Annotated in this window: 10 protein-coding genes; 8 read left to right on the top strand and 2 right to left on the bottom strand. The window is 60.8% G+C overall.

The genetic code is table 11. The features are described from left to right. Positions 1–1,226 precede the first annotated feature (1,226 nt). From GSE44_RS24005 to GSE44_RS23985, 5 genes are all read left to right on the top strand, one after another. Positions 1,227–1,790, top strand: a complete 564-nt coding sequence (locus GSE44_RS24005; protein WP_159351362.1) for a hypothetical protein — start codon at positions 1,227–1,229, stop codon at positions 1,788–1,790. Positions 1,791–1,911: 121 nt separating this feature from the next. Continuing rightward, positions 1,912–2,100, top strand: a complete 189-nt coding sequence (locus GSE44_RS24000; protein WP_159351361.1) for a hypothetical protein — start codon at positions 1,912–1,914, stop codon at positions 2,098–2,100. Next, the gene (locus GSE44_RS23995; protein WP_159351360.1) at positions 2,097–2,435 is read left to right on the top strand and encodes a hypothetical protein; all 339 of its coding nucleotides are present in this window, start codon (positions 2,097–2,099) and stop codon (positions 2,433–2,435) included. The genes GSE44_RS24000 and GSE44_RS23995 overlap by 4 nt, the downstream gene beginning before the upstream one ends. Positions 2,436–2,730: 295 nt before the next feature. Further along, a complete protein-coding gene (locus GSE44_RS23990; protein ID WP_159351359.1) occupies positions 2,731–5,208 on the top strand; it encodes a DEAD/DEAH box helicase family protein in 2,478 nt (825 codons plus the stop codon). 899 nt (positions 5,209–6,107) lie between these two features. Beyond that, positions 6,108–6,998, top strand: coding sequence for a hypothetical protein (locus GSE44_RS23985; protein WP_159351358.1), 891 nt, complete (start codon positions 6,108–6,110; stop codon positions 6,996–6,998). A gap of 117 nt (positions 6,999–7,115) precedes the next feature. On the opposite strand, the gene GSE44_RS23980 is transcribed toward GSE44_RS23985, so the two are convergent. Continuing rightward, positions 7,116–7,556 carry a hypothetical protein gene (locus tag GSE44_RS23980; protein ID WP_159351357.1) on the bottom strand — a complete coding sequence of 147 codons (441 nt, stop codon included), beginning with the start codon at positions 7,554–7,556 and terminating at the stop codon, positions 7,116–7,118. 202 nt (positions 7,557–7,758) lie between these two features. After that, positions 7,759–8,343: a recombinase family protein gene (locus GSE44_RS23975; protein ID WP_159351356.1), complete on the bottom strand. Its 585-nt coding sequence runs from the start codon at positions 8,341–8,343 to the stop codon at positions 7,759–7,761. Between the two features lie 710 nt (positions 8,344–9,053). On the opposite strand from GSE44_RS23975, the gene GSE44_RS23970 reads away from it, so the two are divergent. From GSE44_RS23970 to GSE44_RS23960, 3 genes are all read left to right on the top strand, one after another. Further along, positions 9,054–9,404 (top strand): hypothetical protein, encoded by a 351-nt coding sequence (locus GSE44_RS23970; protein WP_159351355.1) that lies wholly within the window; start codon positions 9,054–9,056, stop codon positions 9,402–9,404. Between the two features lie 1,460 nt (positions 9,405–10,864). Further along, complete coding sequence (locus GSE44_RS23965; RefSeq protein WP_159351354.1) at positions 10,865–15,007, top strand: tandem-95 repeat protein; 4,143 nt, start codon at positions 10,865–10,867, stop codon at positions 15,005–15,007. Positions 15,008–15,653: 646 nt separating this feature from the next. Continuing rightward, a complete protein-coding gene (locus GSE44_RS23960) occupies positions 15,654–15,953 on the top strand; it encodes a hypothetical protein (protein ID WP_159351353.1) in 300 nt (99 codons plus the stop codon). Positions 15,954–16,121: the final 168 nt, after the last annotated feature.

Raw genomic sequence — 16,121 nt, 5'->3', positions numbered from 1 at the left:
CAAGATCCTCGCCCACCTCAGGGCTCTTTTGGCCGCTCTCATCGCCAGCCTCATCCAGGCGATCGACCGGGCGGAACGCAACCAGATTACCGCCCACGCAGCCTGATGGGGTTATTCAAGGCCGACTCGGTGGTCACCAACGAGAGCCGAAGAGGCGCCAAACGTCCCGAAGCATGAGCGCCGCGACCACAAGGACAGCGACTCTTGCCACTACGCTCCACACACGCGAACCACCGACGGCGGTGTGCCGTCCTGCCGAGCGCCAAATGCCCGTGTACTGCCAAATCGAGACTGCCGCGAATACGGCAAGGCCCAACCAAACATTCAGGCCGAGTGGCCCGGAGACGACCAAAAGGAGCACAAGAGCGCCATGCCCAAGCAGGCCGTTAGCCCAGAAGCTCACTGGCAAACTCAATTCTCCACGCCAGTGCCGCAGAAAGTAGGTCAATGTCCAATCATCCGTATTCTTCCCGTTGGAGGCCAGCACGGCTCAGGATACGGTTAGCACAGCCACATCGGCCCCGGGCTCTGCTGAACCTTCCGCTCTCGACGATGAGACGTCGAGCCCTACTCTCGAATTCACCTAACCGTCATCGGCGTCGTACAGTGCGGGGCCGTAGTCGCTTGTGGTCCGTTGTCCCGAGGAGAGACGCTGCGACTGTTGCCTCAGAAAATGCAGGTGCGAGCCCTCTCGCCACCAGAGCCTGACCGAAGCTGCTTATGCCGTAGCTCTGCTTGCCCACAATCCTGATGCATGGCCGGTCACGTAGCGAAATCCGTTTTGCAGCGCAGGCATTCCTCGCCATGGCCGTTTGATCCCATGACTCCAATTATTAAATAGGCCTGAAGGGGATTTTTAACCAAGTTTTCTGGACGATATAATATATCCGTCCATGGCCCTTTGATCCCACAACGCGCGTATTGTAGCACAGGCCATTATGTCTGTCACGGAAACATTAGCCTTGCCGAGATACTGACGGGCCGATAGGACTCGGGGCGGCCAATCATTCGCGGCGCCCAGAGCGTCTGACGAATAATGGTCAAGCGGAGAGTTGTGGGCTGCCCATATGTCCCGACCTGAAAACGCGTGGAGAAACTAATATGGGAATGGGGTGTGTGATGATTTTGGGCGCCGACCATATATATTGGCTCATTAGCATCGAGACGCTCCTCGGAGAAGCTTCGTGATGCCCAGCAAAGTTCCGAGCACGGTAATGGGGAGTAGGATGACACTCTCTAAGAAATTTCTGCGCATCATCCTCCGAGATCGGCGCCGCGAGGCTGTGCATCAGGCCGGCCACGTCGTCGTGGCGCGGCACTACGGCGCGACAAACACCGTCGCGTGGATCGCCCGCCGCACCGGGCCCGTGGACTTCCTGCTGGAGTGCACGTGGCATGGAGGGTTCCGCCTCGCCAAAGAGGGCCTGACTCGCGTTCAGATCACCGACATCGGGCTGGCCGGTGTGGCCGCAGAGGTGGCGTGGGACAGCATCACTAACGAACGAAGCTCGGGATTTCTGCCTCTGGACTGGACCGACTGGTACAACGTCACGAACTACACCGAAACCTTGGGCCCCGCCGATCTCAGTCTGGCCGGCCGTTACGAGCATGGCCGTGAGGACGCTCTCGTGGAGGACGTCATCAGGTTAGCAGCCATGCTGCGGGAGCAATTCCGGACCGCTCTAGTAAAGGAGGCCCGGGCTCTCATCGTGGCAAATCGCCAGATAGCGTCGCCGCTCACCGGTGCTGCCCTCCTCGACGAGACGGCGGCAACTCGTCACCGATCCTGAGTTGAAAATTCGGTTCCAATCACCTGCGTCGGCCGCCCCGCCGGCCGGCGGGTGTCCTCCCCGAACGGGGGCGCCATGGATAGCCATGGCGCCTTCGCCGGGGTGTCCGGGAGAGATTGCGTTGACGACCCAGAACAACGGGACCGGCATCCATGCCGTCCTGCCCGCCGATTTGCTTACCCTGATCCAGACGCCCGCAGCCCGGGGCCTGAACCCGCAACAGCGGGACGATGCCATGCTGGCCGCACTGGTGCTGCTGGGGCAGTCGCCCGTCGAGCCGGCGGAAATCGTTGCGCGGTGTGCAGCATGAAGCGCAAGTATCGCCGCTACACCTACGACACCGAGACCGCCACCATCGTCGCGCGGTCACCGTCGGTACGCGGATACGAGATTCGCACGACGCTGTACGTCACCCCGGAGGGGCGCCACTTCCGCTACGACGAGTACGCAGGCGAAGCCCGGTTGAACACGATCCTCATCCTCTCCGATGCGGCGGCGCGGCAGCTTCTCGAATGGTGGGCGAGGTGTGAGGAACGCGAACGCCTCCTCAACACCGAAAACGCCGAACTCCGGGCCACGTTGGAGGCGCAGTCCCGCCCCCGGGGCGCCCCCATCATCCCGTTCCGCCCCCGGGGCTCCGCATAGGGGCCGGCTCCAAGTAACCCCCACTAAATCCAATCAACATAATCCACGCAGAGAACGAGTTTTACCGTTGAACCGGGCCTCGCCTTTCCGTTACCAGTGTCCGTAGCGGGGGGGCGTGACACCGTTTTTGGTGTGTCTGATTAAATAACCGCACAACAGGACTGATCCCCTGTTGTTTGACTGAACTTTCTTTCTGGCAGGGGAGAGGGACCGTTCCGGAAAACGGTCTCTCGAACCATCCCCGCCCGAGACGGAAGCCGGTCGCTCAACGCCAGACCAAGAAAGCCATTTTCCAGTGCATATCCAGACAAGCTCCGCAGTGTGCGGGGCCGGCAAAACTTTTGCCATTTCCCACAGGTCCATCCGGCAGGCACTCGCCGGTCACCGTGTCCTCATCGTCCAGCCGACCCTTGAACTGCTGGAACAGACCATCACCACCATCGAGAAGCACTGCGCCGAACAGGGTGTGACGGTCCGCGTTCGCGCGATCCATGGCGAGAACTCCACCAGCGTGGTCGCCGACATCGTCCGTCACATGCAGCACCCGGAATTCGGTGGTGAGATTTTCCTCATCACGCATGCGGCCCACGAGCGGCTCCCCTTCGTCCCGACCCAGAACTGGCACCTCGTGTATGATGAGGTGCCGCAGGTCGTCTGGTGCGCGGAGATGAATCTCACCTGTCATCATCGTCTCCTTACCGACGGCTTCGAGGTGTCGCCTTCTGGATATCCGGAATGCGATCTGGTCGAGGCAGCGTCTGGTGGATATCTGGCCCGCATCATCAAGGCGGCCGAGCATGACGATGTTGATGCGGTCCTGTCCGAGGTCGCGTCCCGCGTCACGTCGCGCCACTGGCAGGTCTATGTGGACTCCGAGCAGTACAGCAACCTGACCGAGAATCACGGGAACACCAAGCGCCGCAAGTTGTCTCTCTTCGGGGTCATGCAGCCGAGCCTCATGGAGGGCTATCGGTCCGTCACCCTGTTGAGCGCCGATGCGGATGAGAGCGCCCTATACCTGATCTGGTCGCGGATGAACGTCGGCTTCTCCGAGGACACCGAACTCAATGCATCCCTGCGCTTCCTGACCCATGAGAATGGCGACCTCATCACCATCCGGTACCTGACCAAGGATGACTGGTCGAAGCGCCTGCGGGATCGCGAGATGGAGGGCAAAAAGGTCCTCCGTTATGCGGCCGACGCCGTGTTGGAGACCTTCGGCAACGAGGAGTTCTGCTATCTGGCGAATAATGACGTCCCGCAGGGCATCTGGGGTCAGGCATCACGTCGTGCCCATCGTCTCCCCAACAGCGCCCATGGGATCAACACGTACCAACGCTTCCACAACGTCGCGCTCCTCTCCGCCTTGAACCCGACGTCCTCACACTTTGCCTTCTTGTCCCTTCTGGGTCTCGATGGTGATGCCGTGAAGAATGCCATCACCCGGAGCGCCCTCTATCAGGCGGCCTGCCGCATCTCGATCAGGAATCCCGAGGATCGCAGCCCCAAGACGGTCATCGTCCCCGATCTCAACACGGCAGCATGGCTCCAAGGGAAATTCCCGGGTGCGGTGATCGAGAACCTCCACGAGGAGGAGATCAAGGTCTACCGCCGGACGAATGGACGTCCGCCCATCCATGAATCGGAGGCCGCCCGAAAGCTCGAAGCTCGCCGGGTGGAAATGCAGGATCGCACCGCAGAACTCACTCGCCTGTGTGCGGATGAGCAAGCCCACGGCAGGGAAATCGCCTATGCCCTGAACATGGATGGTACGATTCCGGAAGAGATTCGCTGTGGGACGGAAACCCCTATTAGTAATACAGGTTTCCGTCCCGCAGACACGACCTCGGCATACCCGATCTCCAAGGCGATGGAGCAGGAACCGAGTGCCATGCGGGTGTTCGCGACCCTGTATGCCGATCTCTATTCCACGTCGGCGAGCATGGTCTTGGTGGCAGCCGATTGGCCGGCGTGTGTGAAGGCATTACGGGAAAGCTGGGAAGAGAACACGCTTTCCAAGCGTGAAAACTTCAAGTTCGTCCCGGCCTGCATGCCCGACCATGGGCGATCTGATCAGGATGTGCGCTGGTCCCGGATGATCGTACTCGATATCGATGAAGGTGATCTCGGGCATGAGGACTTCGCGGCCATGTTCCGCGACCTGACCATGCTGGTGGTGAATTCGGCTTCGACCGACGCCAGCCTGTCTCGGTACCGGGTCTTCATCCCGCTCGGCCTTCCGGTACCGGCTGATCTGTACCGGGATCTCGTCCAGCGCATGATCAAGCGCCTGAACCGGGCTGGGTACTGGTCCAAGGAACAACTCCACAGGGATGACCGGATCAAATCGCGCCTCAAGCATGGCGTCGATAGGGCGAAATTGATGGCCGCGAGCCTGCTCAATGTCCCGGCGCAGCCCTCCGATCCTTCTGGGCGCTTGTTCGTGGAGTTCACGGGTGGCCGGCGCAAGGAACTCGATGTGATGCGCTGGATCGAACTCGGGAACCCCCGCCGCCGTGATGACGGCGCCGAGCAGGTGACGGTCGAAACCCCGGAGGATCGCGCACGGGAGGCGGACGAGCGCCGGGCAATCTTCGAAGCCGACTGGAATGCCAATATAGGCGCCATGGTCGTGCCCGACGCGGTCAGGGCCAGCATCGAAGTGCAGTTGGAGGAGGTCACGCTGACGGAGGGCGATCTGAACCGGTTCTGGACTACGACCCGCACCCAAGTGGCCGAGTTGGCAGCAGTGGGCTGGCACGGTCTGCAGTGACCGAATGGGAGAGGCCGCAATTTCCGACACAAGGTCTCTCTTCCGGCATGCAGGAACGGCATCCCGTTCCTGCATGCGTGGCGTCCTGCGGCGACGCGAACCGATCCCCATCATCACGACGCCGGGGCAATCCCGGTGGTATCCCGCAGAGGCGGAGATGAACGAACCCGAAGGAGGAGCAGATCGCGATGTCCTCGGATCGTATCCTGCCGCTGGTCGCCACCGAGCCCCTCACCGAGCCTGTCCCCGGGGTCAGTTCGTTGTAGCGAGCATAGGAGAAGCTCTGCGTTTGGGAACCCCAAGGCCTCGGCGAATGGAATGCTGACGGGCCGGGCAAAAGCGGCTGTGGGCGGCCGAGGAGGTGCGGGGATATTTGGCACAGAACCTGCCACCGCCGTTGGTCATGCGGGACTCGCCCAGCATCCTGCGGTGTCCCGCTCAGTATTACGGAGACATGGAACCTCAAGGCGGCGATCTGGCGTAACCCAACTCTGTTGGTATGTGCCTTCACACAGGCGAGAACAGCCCACCGCGACTTGGCCGCCCTTCGGCGGTTCCGCGCGAGATCAAAGAGACGAGCTGGGCGCATCCGTTGCAGCGCGGAGGCTGGTGGCTTCGCAGCGTCAACCGTCACCAGATCCAGTCAGCGCTTCCAGAGAACAGATTCTGAGAGAAGCGCTCCTTCAGAAGGCTCGGTGGAATCCGATTGACGGCTTTTCAATCCGGGATATTCCGGATGCATGACGGTCTCTCCGAGCCCCAGCGCCCCGGTTACACCTCTCCTGCGCCCATGGGGGCAATTGTCGGGTCTAGTCGCCCGGCTCGTTCTCGCCGACCCGGGGCTGGCGACGCGCCTCCTCCTCCTGCCGGCACGAGGTCTGCACGCAACGGCGGTGGCCTTGCACGTCGCCGAGCAGGATGGCGAAGAGATGCCCTCACTCGCGCACCGAATTCGGACCACCCATCCGCGCGATCTTCTGCGCCGTGCCATGCCAACCGGCGCACCCACTCTGTACAAGCTTTTGGGTCGCGCCTCGGTGCCCGCGTGGTCGCTTCAGCAGTACCGGGACCTTGACGTCGTCTCCCGCTCCACGACGGCCGCCATGCTGCTGGAGGCGTCCCGGGTCACTCCCGATCTTGTTGATCAAGGTGTTGCCCTCATGAGGGCCGATCCAATTGTTTGGAATGCGCGGAAAGCCTTCCCGCACGCGTACGAACAGACGCAACTGGCCGCCGCAGTCGAGGTGCTGCGGTCCCTCGGGGTGCTGCGCGATCTCGCTGACCTGCCGCCGGAAGCTGGCCGGAAGGCGGTCTATCGCCGCGTCAAGGCCGATCTCGCTCGGGCCCGCTGCCCTGCAGATATGTTTCCGGTGCTGGAGGGCTGGGCGCGCATCAAGACGGTTGGAGACCTGTGGGCGCTCGGCGAGCGGCTGTCGATCTGCCTACGGCCCCGTAGGTGGGGCAGCCACGAGTACGTCGTCGGGCTGGTCAACGGCGACATGGCATTCCTTCATCATGCCGAGGTGGATGCTGTTGCGCAGGTGGAGCACGTTACGGGCAATCTCTGGACAATTCGGCAGGTGAGCGGGCACCGCAATCGCTCCGTACCTCGTGACGTCGTTGTCAGGCTGGAGGCGGCGCTGCGGGCTGCAGGCTTCGTCCTTATCGGTTGCGGGGCTCAAGAGGCGCTTGGACAGGCTCTCCGACATGATAAGGACGACGACGGAGACGATGACTTGGGCGACGTCGAGGACCCCGATGGTGGCGAAGAGGTCGATGTCGCGGCCTGACCCGCAGGACAGACAGGGCCGACCGAGGCACTTCAAACTCATGATAGCCGCTGTGTTTCGTTGAGGTGCTCCGCGCACCGACCTCCGAGCCGCGACTCGGTTGGCAGACAATCATCCTTAGTCCCATCGCTGGAACCTCATGCGGTCCTGCACCTGCGACGTGCCCTTTCCGAGAGCCTTGGCGATCTCCCGCACGTCCGCCAACCGCGTATCCCGAATGCAGGAGTTGAGTTCGCCAAGCAACGCATGTCCGATTCCGTAGGCGCCGGGCTCGTTTGACTTGACGATCACCGCCATCGGGTGCTGGGCCTCCCCAAGGAAAGCCGATCCGGGGAACCTGATCCACCTCGATTGATCCTTGATGAGCGCGTTTCCCTGCTCACTGAAAGTGATGCCCACCAGCACTCTGTCGCGGGAGATGCCCGAGCTTGGCTTCCACTGGTCCGTCATATCGAAGATCCAGCAGGCGGTCATTGGGGAGGCGAACACCTGCAACCGCTTGCCCTTGATGGCTTTCAGGTCGGGGCCTTTCGCGAACCATCTGAAGTACGTGGCCATGGCTGCCCCTGCCCTTCAAGGCGGCACTGTCGCTCGATAGGCACTGGCGAGAAACCAAATATGTTGGTTCCGGAACGCTCCCGAGGCTAGTACGATTCGAATACGCTCCGCATGCCCGGAAACCCCCGACGGGCCTCTTTCGTCCAGTGATCCACTAGTAACTAGGCGCAGTGGGGCTGGCGTTATCCCGAACTCTTGCGGGTCAGCTTGGTGGGACAAGAGCACCCGTTTTGACCCGCATCGCAGTAGCGGGGCTGACTCCGGCAATACGAGCGGCCGGGCGAACGCCGTGGCCGGCTGCCAGCAGGTCTCGCACCTGCGCCAGCCGATCTGCTGGTATGGGCGGCCGGCCAAATCGCACACCCTGCGCCCGCGCCCGCTGCCGCCCTTCTGCCGCCGCTTCACTGCGATAGGACTGGCGGGCGGCATTCATGGTCAGCCAGTCGATGCTGCCGGTGCCAGCCATCTTCGGACCCGCCACGATGACTGCCACGCCCTTTTTCTGGAGGGCCGCAATTGCCGCGACGAGGTCGGAAAGGTCCCGCCCAAGTCTGCAGGCGGAAGAAATAATCACCGTCCCGAACTGCCTCCCCGAGGTAGAGATGAGGCGGTCCCGAGCAGCAAGGCCGTCCCGGCGCGCTCGCTGGGTCAGCGATGCCTCCCGGTAGATGGCCGCAATCCTGAGCCCCTGATCCTCGGCGAAGTTACGAAGCGCAATCTCCTGCGCCTCGGCCGAGACGGGGTGGCCCGGGCTGGGCCTGATGTAGATAGCGGTGGTTCGGGGCATGCCAGACGATGGTGCCATGGGCCCTTGGGGTGTCCATCGAATTGCGTGGTCCGGATGTTCACCAGACTAGGCCGCTCGAACCCGTATTCGGTGTTCTGGAACGGTCTCCCGGGTTAAGGTGATCCGGTAATGGGGGGCGAGGCATGCCGGCCTTTCTGAACTTGGCCTCCATGTCCCGCATGAGGTCCGCCACCGCCTCGAAACCATCATGGGGCGGCGCCATGAAGCGCTCCTCCATCTCGGCCCTCTCGGTCGCTTTCTGTACGCCGATGTGAAGGGGCGGTTGACGCATGCTCGTTCGGCGTGGGTGTTGGTGTGCTGGATAGTGTCCTTGCCGCACTGGTGACTAAACAGAAAACAGGGTCCTGCTGGCCCCGTCAGGTTGAAGGCTTTGACCGGTTTTCATCCACGGCGGGTCGGTTGTTCCGGTGGGAAACTGATACCAACCGCCCTGATGAATGACCTGTCGCGGTCCGAACTGAACTTGCCGGAGGGAGACAGGTTTGAGGAATGATCTACCCCGTACCCCCGACAAGGGCCCGTTTTCGTCCCGAAGATCGAGAATTTCGGTACGGCTTCATGGCCGGAAGGCAGAGTTTTCCGGACAAGGATTCCTCGAATTTCGATACAGATGGAGGCGAGTGGCTAGCAGAGCCTCGGATTCTTGCGCTACAGTTTCCGAATCAAAATGAGATGACTTGTGAGATCGGATGCCCATAATTTTCTTCTTAATAGCCGCCGCTTTGGCAATCCCAACGTACGGCATATCGCTGGTAGTCTGGCTTGCATTCAGACTATTCTCAAGCACTGGAAAGCAAGTAGACAACATAGAGCGCGTCATCAGGGAACTGACGCTCAGGAATATTTCTGACTACAGAGCATTTGCTGGAATAAGCTACGTGATTGCCAAAAACTATGCAACGACAAGCCCCAGCGAAGTGCTGATAGAGGTTGGTGATTATTTTTCGTTCAGAACGCCAATAGAGGGCGTTAGCTATCTCGTAGAGGTCAATAAGAACCCCGAAGGGAGTGGGGTCATATTGAGGTCCAAGCTGGCCTAGTTCTCAAAGTTGCATCAAGGGGCCGCAAGCGGTCGTTTGTGGAACAGGCTAAGCGGAAGGTTTATCAAGGCAGTTGGTATGAGATGAGGATGGTGCTGCCAGCCACGTGGAAACGCTGCGTGGGTCTCCCAATTGGCGCCCCGAAGGATGCCAGCGGGGACATGGCCGTGCGGCTCTGGCCAGCGCATGCGCGGAGCTTTCGCCACGTAATGGATGACGGGATGGCGGAGGCGTGCCTCATCGGTACCGCCCGAACGCGAAGAGGCGCCATGGGGATATTCCTCATGGCGCCTCCGGGACGGGGATCGATTTACCGATTTGCCTTCGCGAATATTTCCCTGCCATCAGATCGGTACTCAGATTTCAGACTGATTTTCCTGTTGAAGATTCGGGTGAGTATCCGGGTGGATCAGCGTCGCCGTCAGTTCGCTCCGCTGCGCTGCGCTCACTGCCGGCGGCTCCTCCCCGTCTGGCCTGTCCTCTGCGAGACCAGTCCTCCCGGGGAGAGCATTCTGCTGCGCGTTGCTGGAATGGTGGGTACCTGTTCGTCCCAGCCCTTCCGACATTTCCCACCCTTCGCGCCCTTTCCTTCCTCTCCATCTCTTCGGAATGACTTCGGGAGGAGCGCCATGTCATCTATTCCCCCTTTGGAACCCAAGAGGAGAAATCTTGGGTTCCAAAGGGGACAGATGATCGTCTGACTTGCGGGTACTCGGCACACGTTGAGGCTCGCTATCTCCCTTGCAGGACCACGTGGACAGCATTTACGTGGGATGTAGCGTCTATCATGCAGGTCACCCGGAGGTGGGCTGCATCTGTCGGTCTCCGGGACGTGCGAGGTCCCGAAACTCATGCACGTCGCCGCCTCATTGACGCCGTGCATGCGGCGGGTCGTGATACACACACGGAGCCCGCCTCTTGTTCAGTGCGTTCAGGGTGTGGAACCCTCGGTGCCGTTGCTCTGATCAGTGGCCCTGCGGGGCAACCTCCTGTCAGATGTCCGTTCGTCTGGCTGCGCTGCCGGCCTGTGCTGGTCTGAGTCCCAGTTGGGCCTATTGAACCGGGCCAGTCCATGATGATGCCCTGCGCGCTATGTGGCCGTTGCCGGCCTTGGGTGATATTTAGCGCAGTGCCTGCCCCCGAGACGAAATTAATCGACGCCCCGGATGTGGAGCGATCTGGGGCGGACGAGGTGTGTTCCGCGTCCCTGCGCGGACGGGAATACAGCCACGGTCCACCCCTCGATATCTGAAAGCTGTTTGGATCGAGGTCGGGGCTGTCGCTCGGCGGAAAGTAGGGGCAGCCGCCGCCCGGGTGCCCAACGGGTAGCAGAGAGTTGTTTCTTGCGCACATGAAACCGTTTCGATTTGGACTAGATTTTGGCTTGTCCGCCTACCCAAGTGGACTGCACCTTCTTCCTTTCGTTGAGCGAAACGCCAGCCGTACGTCGGGGAGCAACCATGGCCATCAAGCCGACCAAGGGTAAGGACAACATCAAGGGGGATGGGTCCAACGAAACCCTTTTCGGCCTTGAAGGCGACGACACCATCAGTGGTGCTGGCGGGATGGATACTCTCGATGGTGGTATCGGCAAGGACAAGCTCTACGGCGGCGAGGGTAACGATACGCTCATCGGCGGGGAGGGCGACGACACCCTCTATGGCGAGAATGGGGACGATACCCTCCTTGGTGGAGCGGGGAAGGACGCACTTTCCGGCGGGAGCGGGAATGACAGCCTCGATGGTGGCATCGGGGACGACAAGCTCGACGGTGGCATAGGCGACGACACCCTGCTGGGTGGCGAGGGGACGGATTCCCTTGTCGGCGGAAGCGGCCATGACAAGCTCGATGGTGGCACCGGGGACGACAAACTCGACGCCGGGTCAGGCGACGACACCCTCCTTGGCGGAGAAGGCAAGGATACCCTTGTCGCCGGAAGCGGCAATGACGCGCTCGACGGTGGCATCGGGGATGACAGCCTCGACGGCGGTGAGGGAAACGACACCCTCACCGGTGGTGCTGGCAAGGACAAGCTTGCCGGTGGCAGCGGGCTGGACACTGCCGTGTTCAGCGGGTCCAAGGCGCAATACACGTGGTCGGTCAAGAGTTCCCTGTCCGGCAAGATTACCGGCAGCCAAGCCACCGGAGACGGTGAGGACACGCTGAGCGGCGTCGAGCGCCTGCACTTCAACGGCGACGGTTCGACGGTTCTGCTGGCCGCCAATAAGGGGCCGATTGCTGGCAACGCCACCGGCACCACGGCGGAGGATAGCCCCTACTCCATCCTCATCAGCGACCTGCTCCAGAACGCCAGCGACGCTGATGGTGACGCGCTTGAACTGGTCGGTGTCACGGGCGATGCGAACGGCACGGCGGAGATCGTCGGTGACAGGGTGATCTATACACCCAAGGCCAATTACAACGGACCCGCCAGCTTCACCTACACGGTGAAGGACAACATAGCGGGCACTAACGCCGCCGAACTGAACGCGCTCGAAAAGCAGGCCACCGGGACGGTGAGCCTGATCATCACTAGTGCGACCGATGAGCCGGTTGCAGTGGACGACACCGCCACCGTCGCAGAGGAGGGCGCCGTCGCCATTGACGTGCTCGCCAATGACGTTGGTGGGGATGGCGGCGCCCTCACCATCACCGAGGTCTCGGTCGATGCATCACAAGGCACGGCCACCATCAAGAATGGCAAGGTCGAGTTCACCGGAGCCAAGGACTTCGCGGGCGAAGCCAGCATCACCTACAAGGTGAGCGACGGCACCACCACCAAGGAAGCGGTGGCCGTGGTGACCGTGACCCCGGTCAACGATGCCCCCGTTGCTGTGGACGACACCGCCACAGTGGCGGAGGAGGGCACCGTCACCATCGATGTGCTCGCCAACGACACCGACGTGGACACCTCCACGCTGACGATCACCGAAGTCTCGGTCGATGCATCACAAGGCACTGCCACCATCAAGAATGGCAAGATCGAGTTCACAGGTGCGACAGGCTTCAATGGCGAAGCCTCCATCACCTACAAGGTGACGGATGGCACCACCACCAAGGAAGCCGTGGCGCTTGTCACGGTCACTGCGGTGGATGATGAACCTGTTGCAGTGGATGACACGGCTACGGCCGCGGAGGAGGGCACCGTCGCCATCGATGTGCTCGCCAACGACACAGATGCGGACAGCAAGCTGACGATCACCGATGTCTCGGTTGATGCCTCACAGGGCACGGCCACCATCAAGGACGACAAGGTCGAGTTCACAGGCGCCAAGGACTTCAACGGCGAGGCCAGCATCACCTACAAGGTGAGTGATGGCACCACGACCAAGGAAGCGGTGGCGGCGGTCACCGTGACCCCGGTCAACGACGCCCCCGATGTGGTGGATGACACCTTCCGAGGCAAAGAGGACGAAGGCCCCTTCCTGATCGATGTGCTGGCCAATGACACCGACGTGGACAGCCCCAACCTTAGCCTCACCATCACCAATGACGTTGCGCATTATGGCTCACTCGCAGTGGTGGACGGAAAGATTCAGTTCACGGCCAAACCCGACTTCAATGGCACTGGTCTTGTCATTACCTATGCGGCATCGGACGGCACGACTTCCTCCAATGGGCAGGTCACCGTGAACATCGACCCGGTGAATGACGCGCCAGCCGCCAACGATGATCAGGCATGGGTGGAGGAGGAGGGCACCGTTCTCATCGACGTTCGGGCCAATGACACTGACGTTGACACGGGCAGGCACCTGCTGACCATCACGGAGGTGTTCGTAGACCCCGCGCAAGGCACAGCGTTCATCAAGGATGGCAAGGTCGAGTTCACAGGCGCCAAGGACTTCGCGGGCGAGGCCAGCATCACCTACAAGGTCAGTGACGGTGAACACACAGCCGAAGCCGTTGCTCGGGTCACGGTGGCCCCGGTCAACGATGCACCGGTTGCGGTCGATGACACCTTCCGCGCCAAGGAGGATGACACTCCCCTAATCGACGTGCTGGACAATGACACGGATGTGGACAGCACAAATCTGACTCTCACCAGCGTCCGAAGCTCCAACGACCTCGTGACGGTGGAGATTGTGGACAACAAGGTGTTGGTCACAACAACCGAGAACTTTCATGGCGATGTCAACATCACCTATGAGTTGTCGGACGGTAGCGCAAGCGACCTCGATGGGAAGATCAGCGTCACCTTCGACCCTATAAATGACGCACCCACGGGGTCTGTGACGGTCACTGGCACCGCCAAGGAGGGCGAGACCCTGACCGCGTCCAACACGCTGCAAGACGTCGACGGAATGGGCGAGGTCTCCTACCGCTGGTTCGCGGGCCGCGCGGGGGATTGGACGCTCATCAGTGGCGCGAAGACCGACACGCTGACCCTCACCTCCGGTCACGTCGGTAAGCAGTTCCGTGCGGAAGCGTTCTACATCGATGATGACGGGACGGATGAGGTCGTGTCCTCCGATCCGACCGATGAGGTGATCGTCCGCAACACCGCGCCCGTGGGCGTGGCGGATGTCTACTATATGAACGAAGACGCCACGCTAGGGGTGATCGAGGCCCATGGCGTGCTGGCGAATGATACCGACGCGCAGAGTGATACCTTGACGGCCAGCTTCACCGATCTTCCCGACCACTTCGGTATGTTTGGACGGTTGCCCGATGGTAGCTTTACCTACCGCGCCAACGCGAACTTTTACGGCACGGACAGCTTCACCTACATCCCATCTGACGGGGAGTTGCAAGGCCAGCCCACCACGGTGACGATCCACGTTGCCCCGGTGAACGATGCGCCGACAGGCTCTGTGGTGATCAGCGGGATCGCGCGGGTGGGCTTTGGACTATCTGCGGGCAGCCTCATCTCCGACGTGGATGGACTGGGTGCGCTCTCCTACCGCTGGGAAGCCTTCAAGAACGGGGACTGGTCTCAGATCGGCACCGGTCAGAACTATACGCTCACCTCTGCCGAGGCAGGTTTGCAGGTCCGTGTCGTTGGTTCCTACACGGATGGTGGCGGCACGGCGGAGCGCGTGGCGTCCATGCCAACCGCAACTGTTGCTGGCTCTCACCTCTACAATGCCGATGTGAGCGGTGTGGTCCACCAGTTCAACACACAGACCGAATACAATCGGGATAGCGTGGTAGGTGGTGCCGGAAATACATATTTCACTATCAATCCATGGGAATACTGGTCGGGAAGCACATACGGATACCGAAGCACCGGCATCTTTGAGACATTACTGACTGATCTCGGAGAAGTCCCAGATTCTGTCGTGGGCGCGACGTTCAAGGCGGATTTCGAGGATCACTATGTGAACCTTCCGCAGCGTCTGCACATCTACGCCTACCGGGGGGATGGTTCTCTTACTATGAGCGACGCCAACAAAACCGCCGTCGAAGTGGCAAATGTTTCCATCTCGGACGTGCAGACAATGGCTGGAGTCGTCTCCATCGGGTTGGACACGAGTAAGATCAATCAATTGCTTGCTACCGACCCTGAATGGATCGGTCTTGCATTTCGTGTTGACCCCATACCCACATCGTATGGTGGACTAGCGATGTTGCCGGCCACGGCTCAACTTGATCTCGTTTTCTGATCGCCTGATTCGGCTTTTGAGAAGGCGCGGCTTCGGTCGCGCCTTTTCTGTTCTAGCCATAACGAAAAAGCCCCGCCGGAGCGGGGCTTCTTGCCGGTTTCAGACCAAGGGGTCTCAGACCGAGGTGGACCACCAGACGCCATCGGTGGTGTCGCGGTAGAAGCCGATCCGCTACTCACGGCCCAGCACCGCCAGCGACGCGGTCGACAATGGTCTGGTGTACTATTTCATCCGGGACACCGATGGAAATTTGGTTCAGCGCGACAGCCGCTTCCGGATCGACCCCGTGAACGGAACGGTCACGGTGTAGGGCGGCTCCAAGCTGAACTATGAGGCGGCCACCAGCCATGCCCTCACCATCGTGGCGCGCGATAGGGAGGGCGCGGAGGAGGCGCAGACCTTCACCATCGCCGTCGCCAACACGATTGATCATCACGTCTAAAACGCCGATGTCTATGGCACCGCTACCCGTTATGAAACCGGCGGTACAGGCTTCAACTACACCGAGACTGGTTATGTCTCCATTCGCAATGTGTTTCCCTACCTCGTCAGCAATGATTTCCGTAGTACTACGGTATTCGAGACCCGCCTCGAAGACCTCGGGCCTGTGTCAACGTCAGTGCAGTTGGCCGTTTTCAGCTTTGACATGAACGGCTTTATTGTCGAAGGAACGCCCCGGATCGAAATCTACGTCTATGCGGGCCACGGCGCCATGACCGCTAACGACTGGAGGTCGGGCATTCTTGCGGGAAGCGCGACCATGACCTCGGTCAATGCGCAGAACGGGGTGATCACAAGCATCAGTGTCGACCCGCATGCGGTCAACAGTGTTCTGGCGACGAACCCTGATTATCTGGGCATCAACATCCGTGCCGCCGAGACCCACGGGGTAGCGGGCATCTCTATTTCACCCCTGAGCACGATGTCATTGGACCTCGTGTTTTGACCTGATCGCGCCCCGGTGCGGATTTTTGAGGGGTGGCCTAATCTTACTGTGTCATTTCCAAGCGGGGCCTCTGGATTGCTGCAGGCAACAGGGGCAGCGTGGGAGGGATTGGACGAGGCTGACGATGAGGCGGCATCGGACGGTGCTGATCGAATATGGGACGTGACG

The sequence above is a fragment of the Muricoccus harenae genome, assembly GCF_009848505.1.
Taxonomy (GTDB): domain Bacteria; phylum Pseudomonadota; class Alphaproteobacteria; order Acetobacterales; family Acetobacteraceae; genus Roseomonas; species Roseomonas harenae.
The sequence above is the reverse complement of the archived record's forward strand: the minus strand, read 5'-3'. Positions and strand labels throughout refer to the sequence as shown.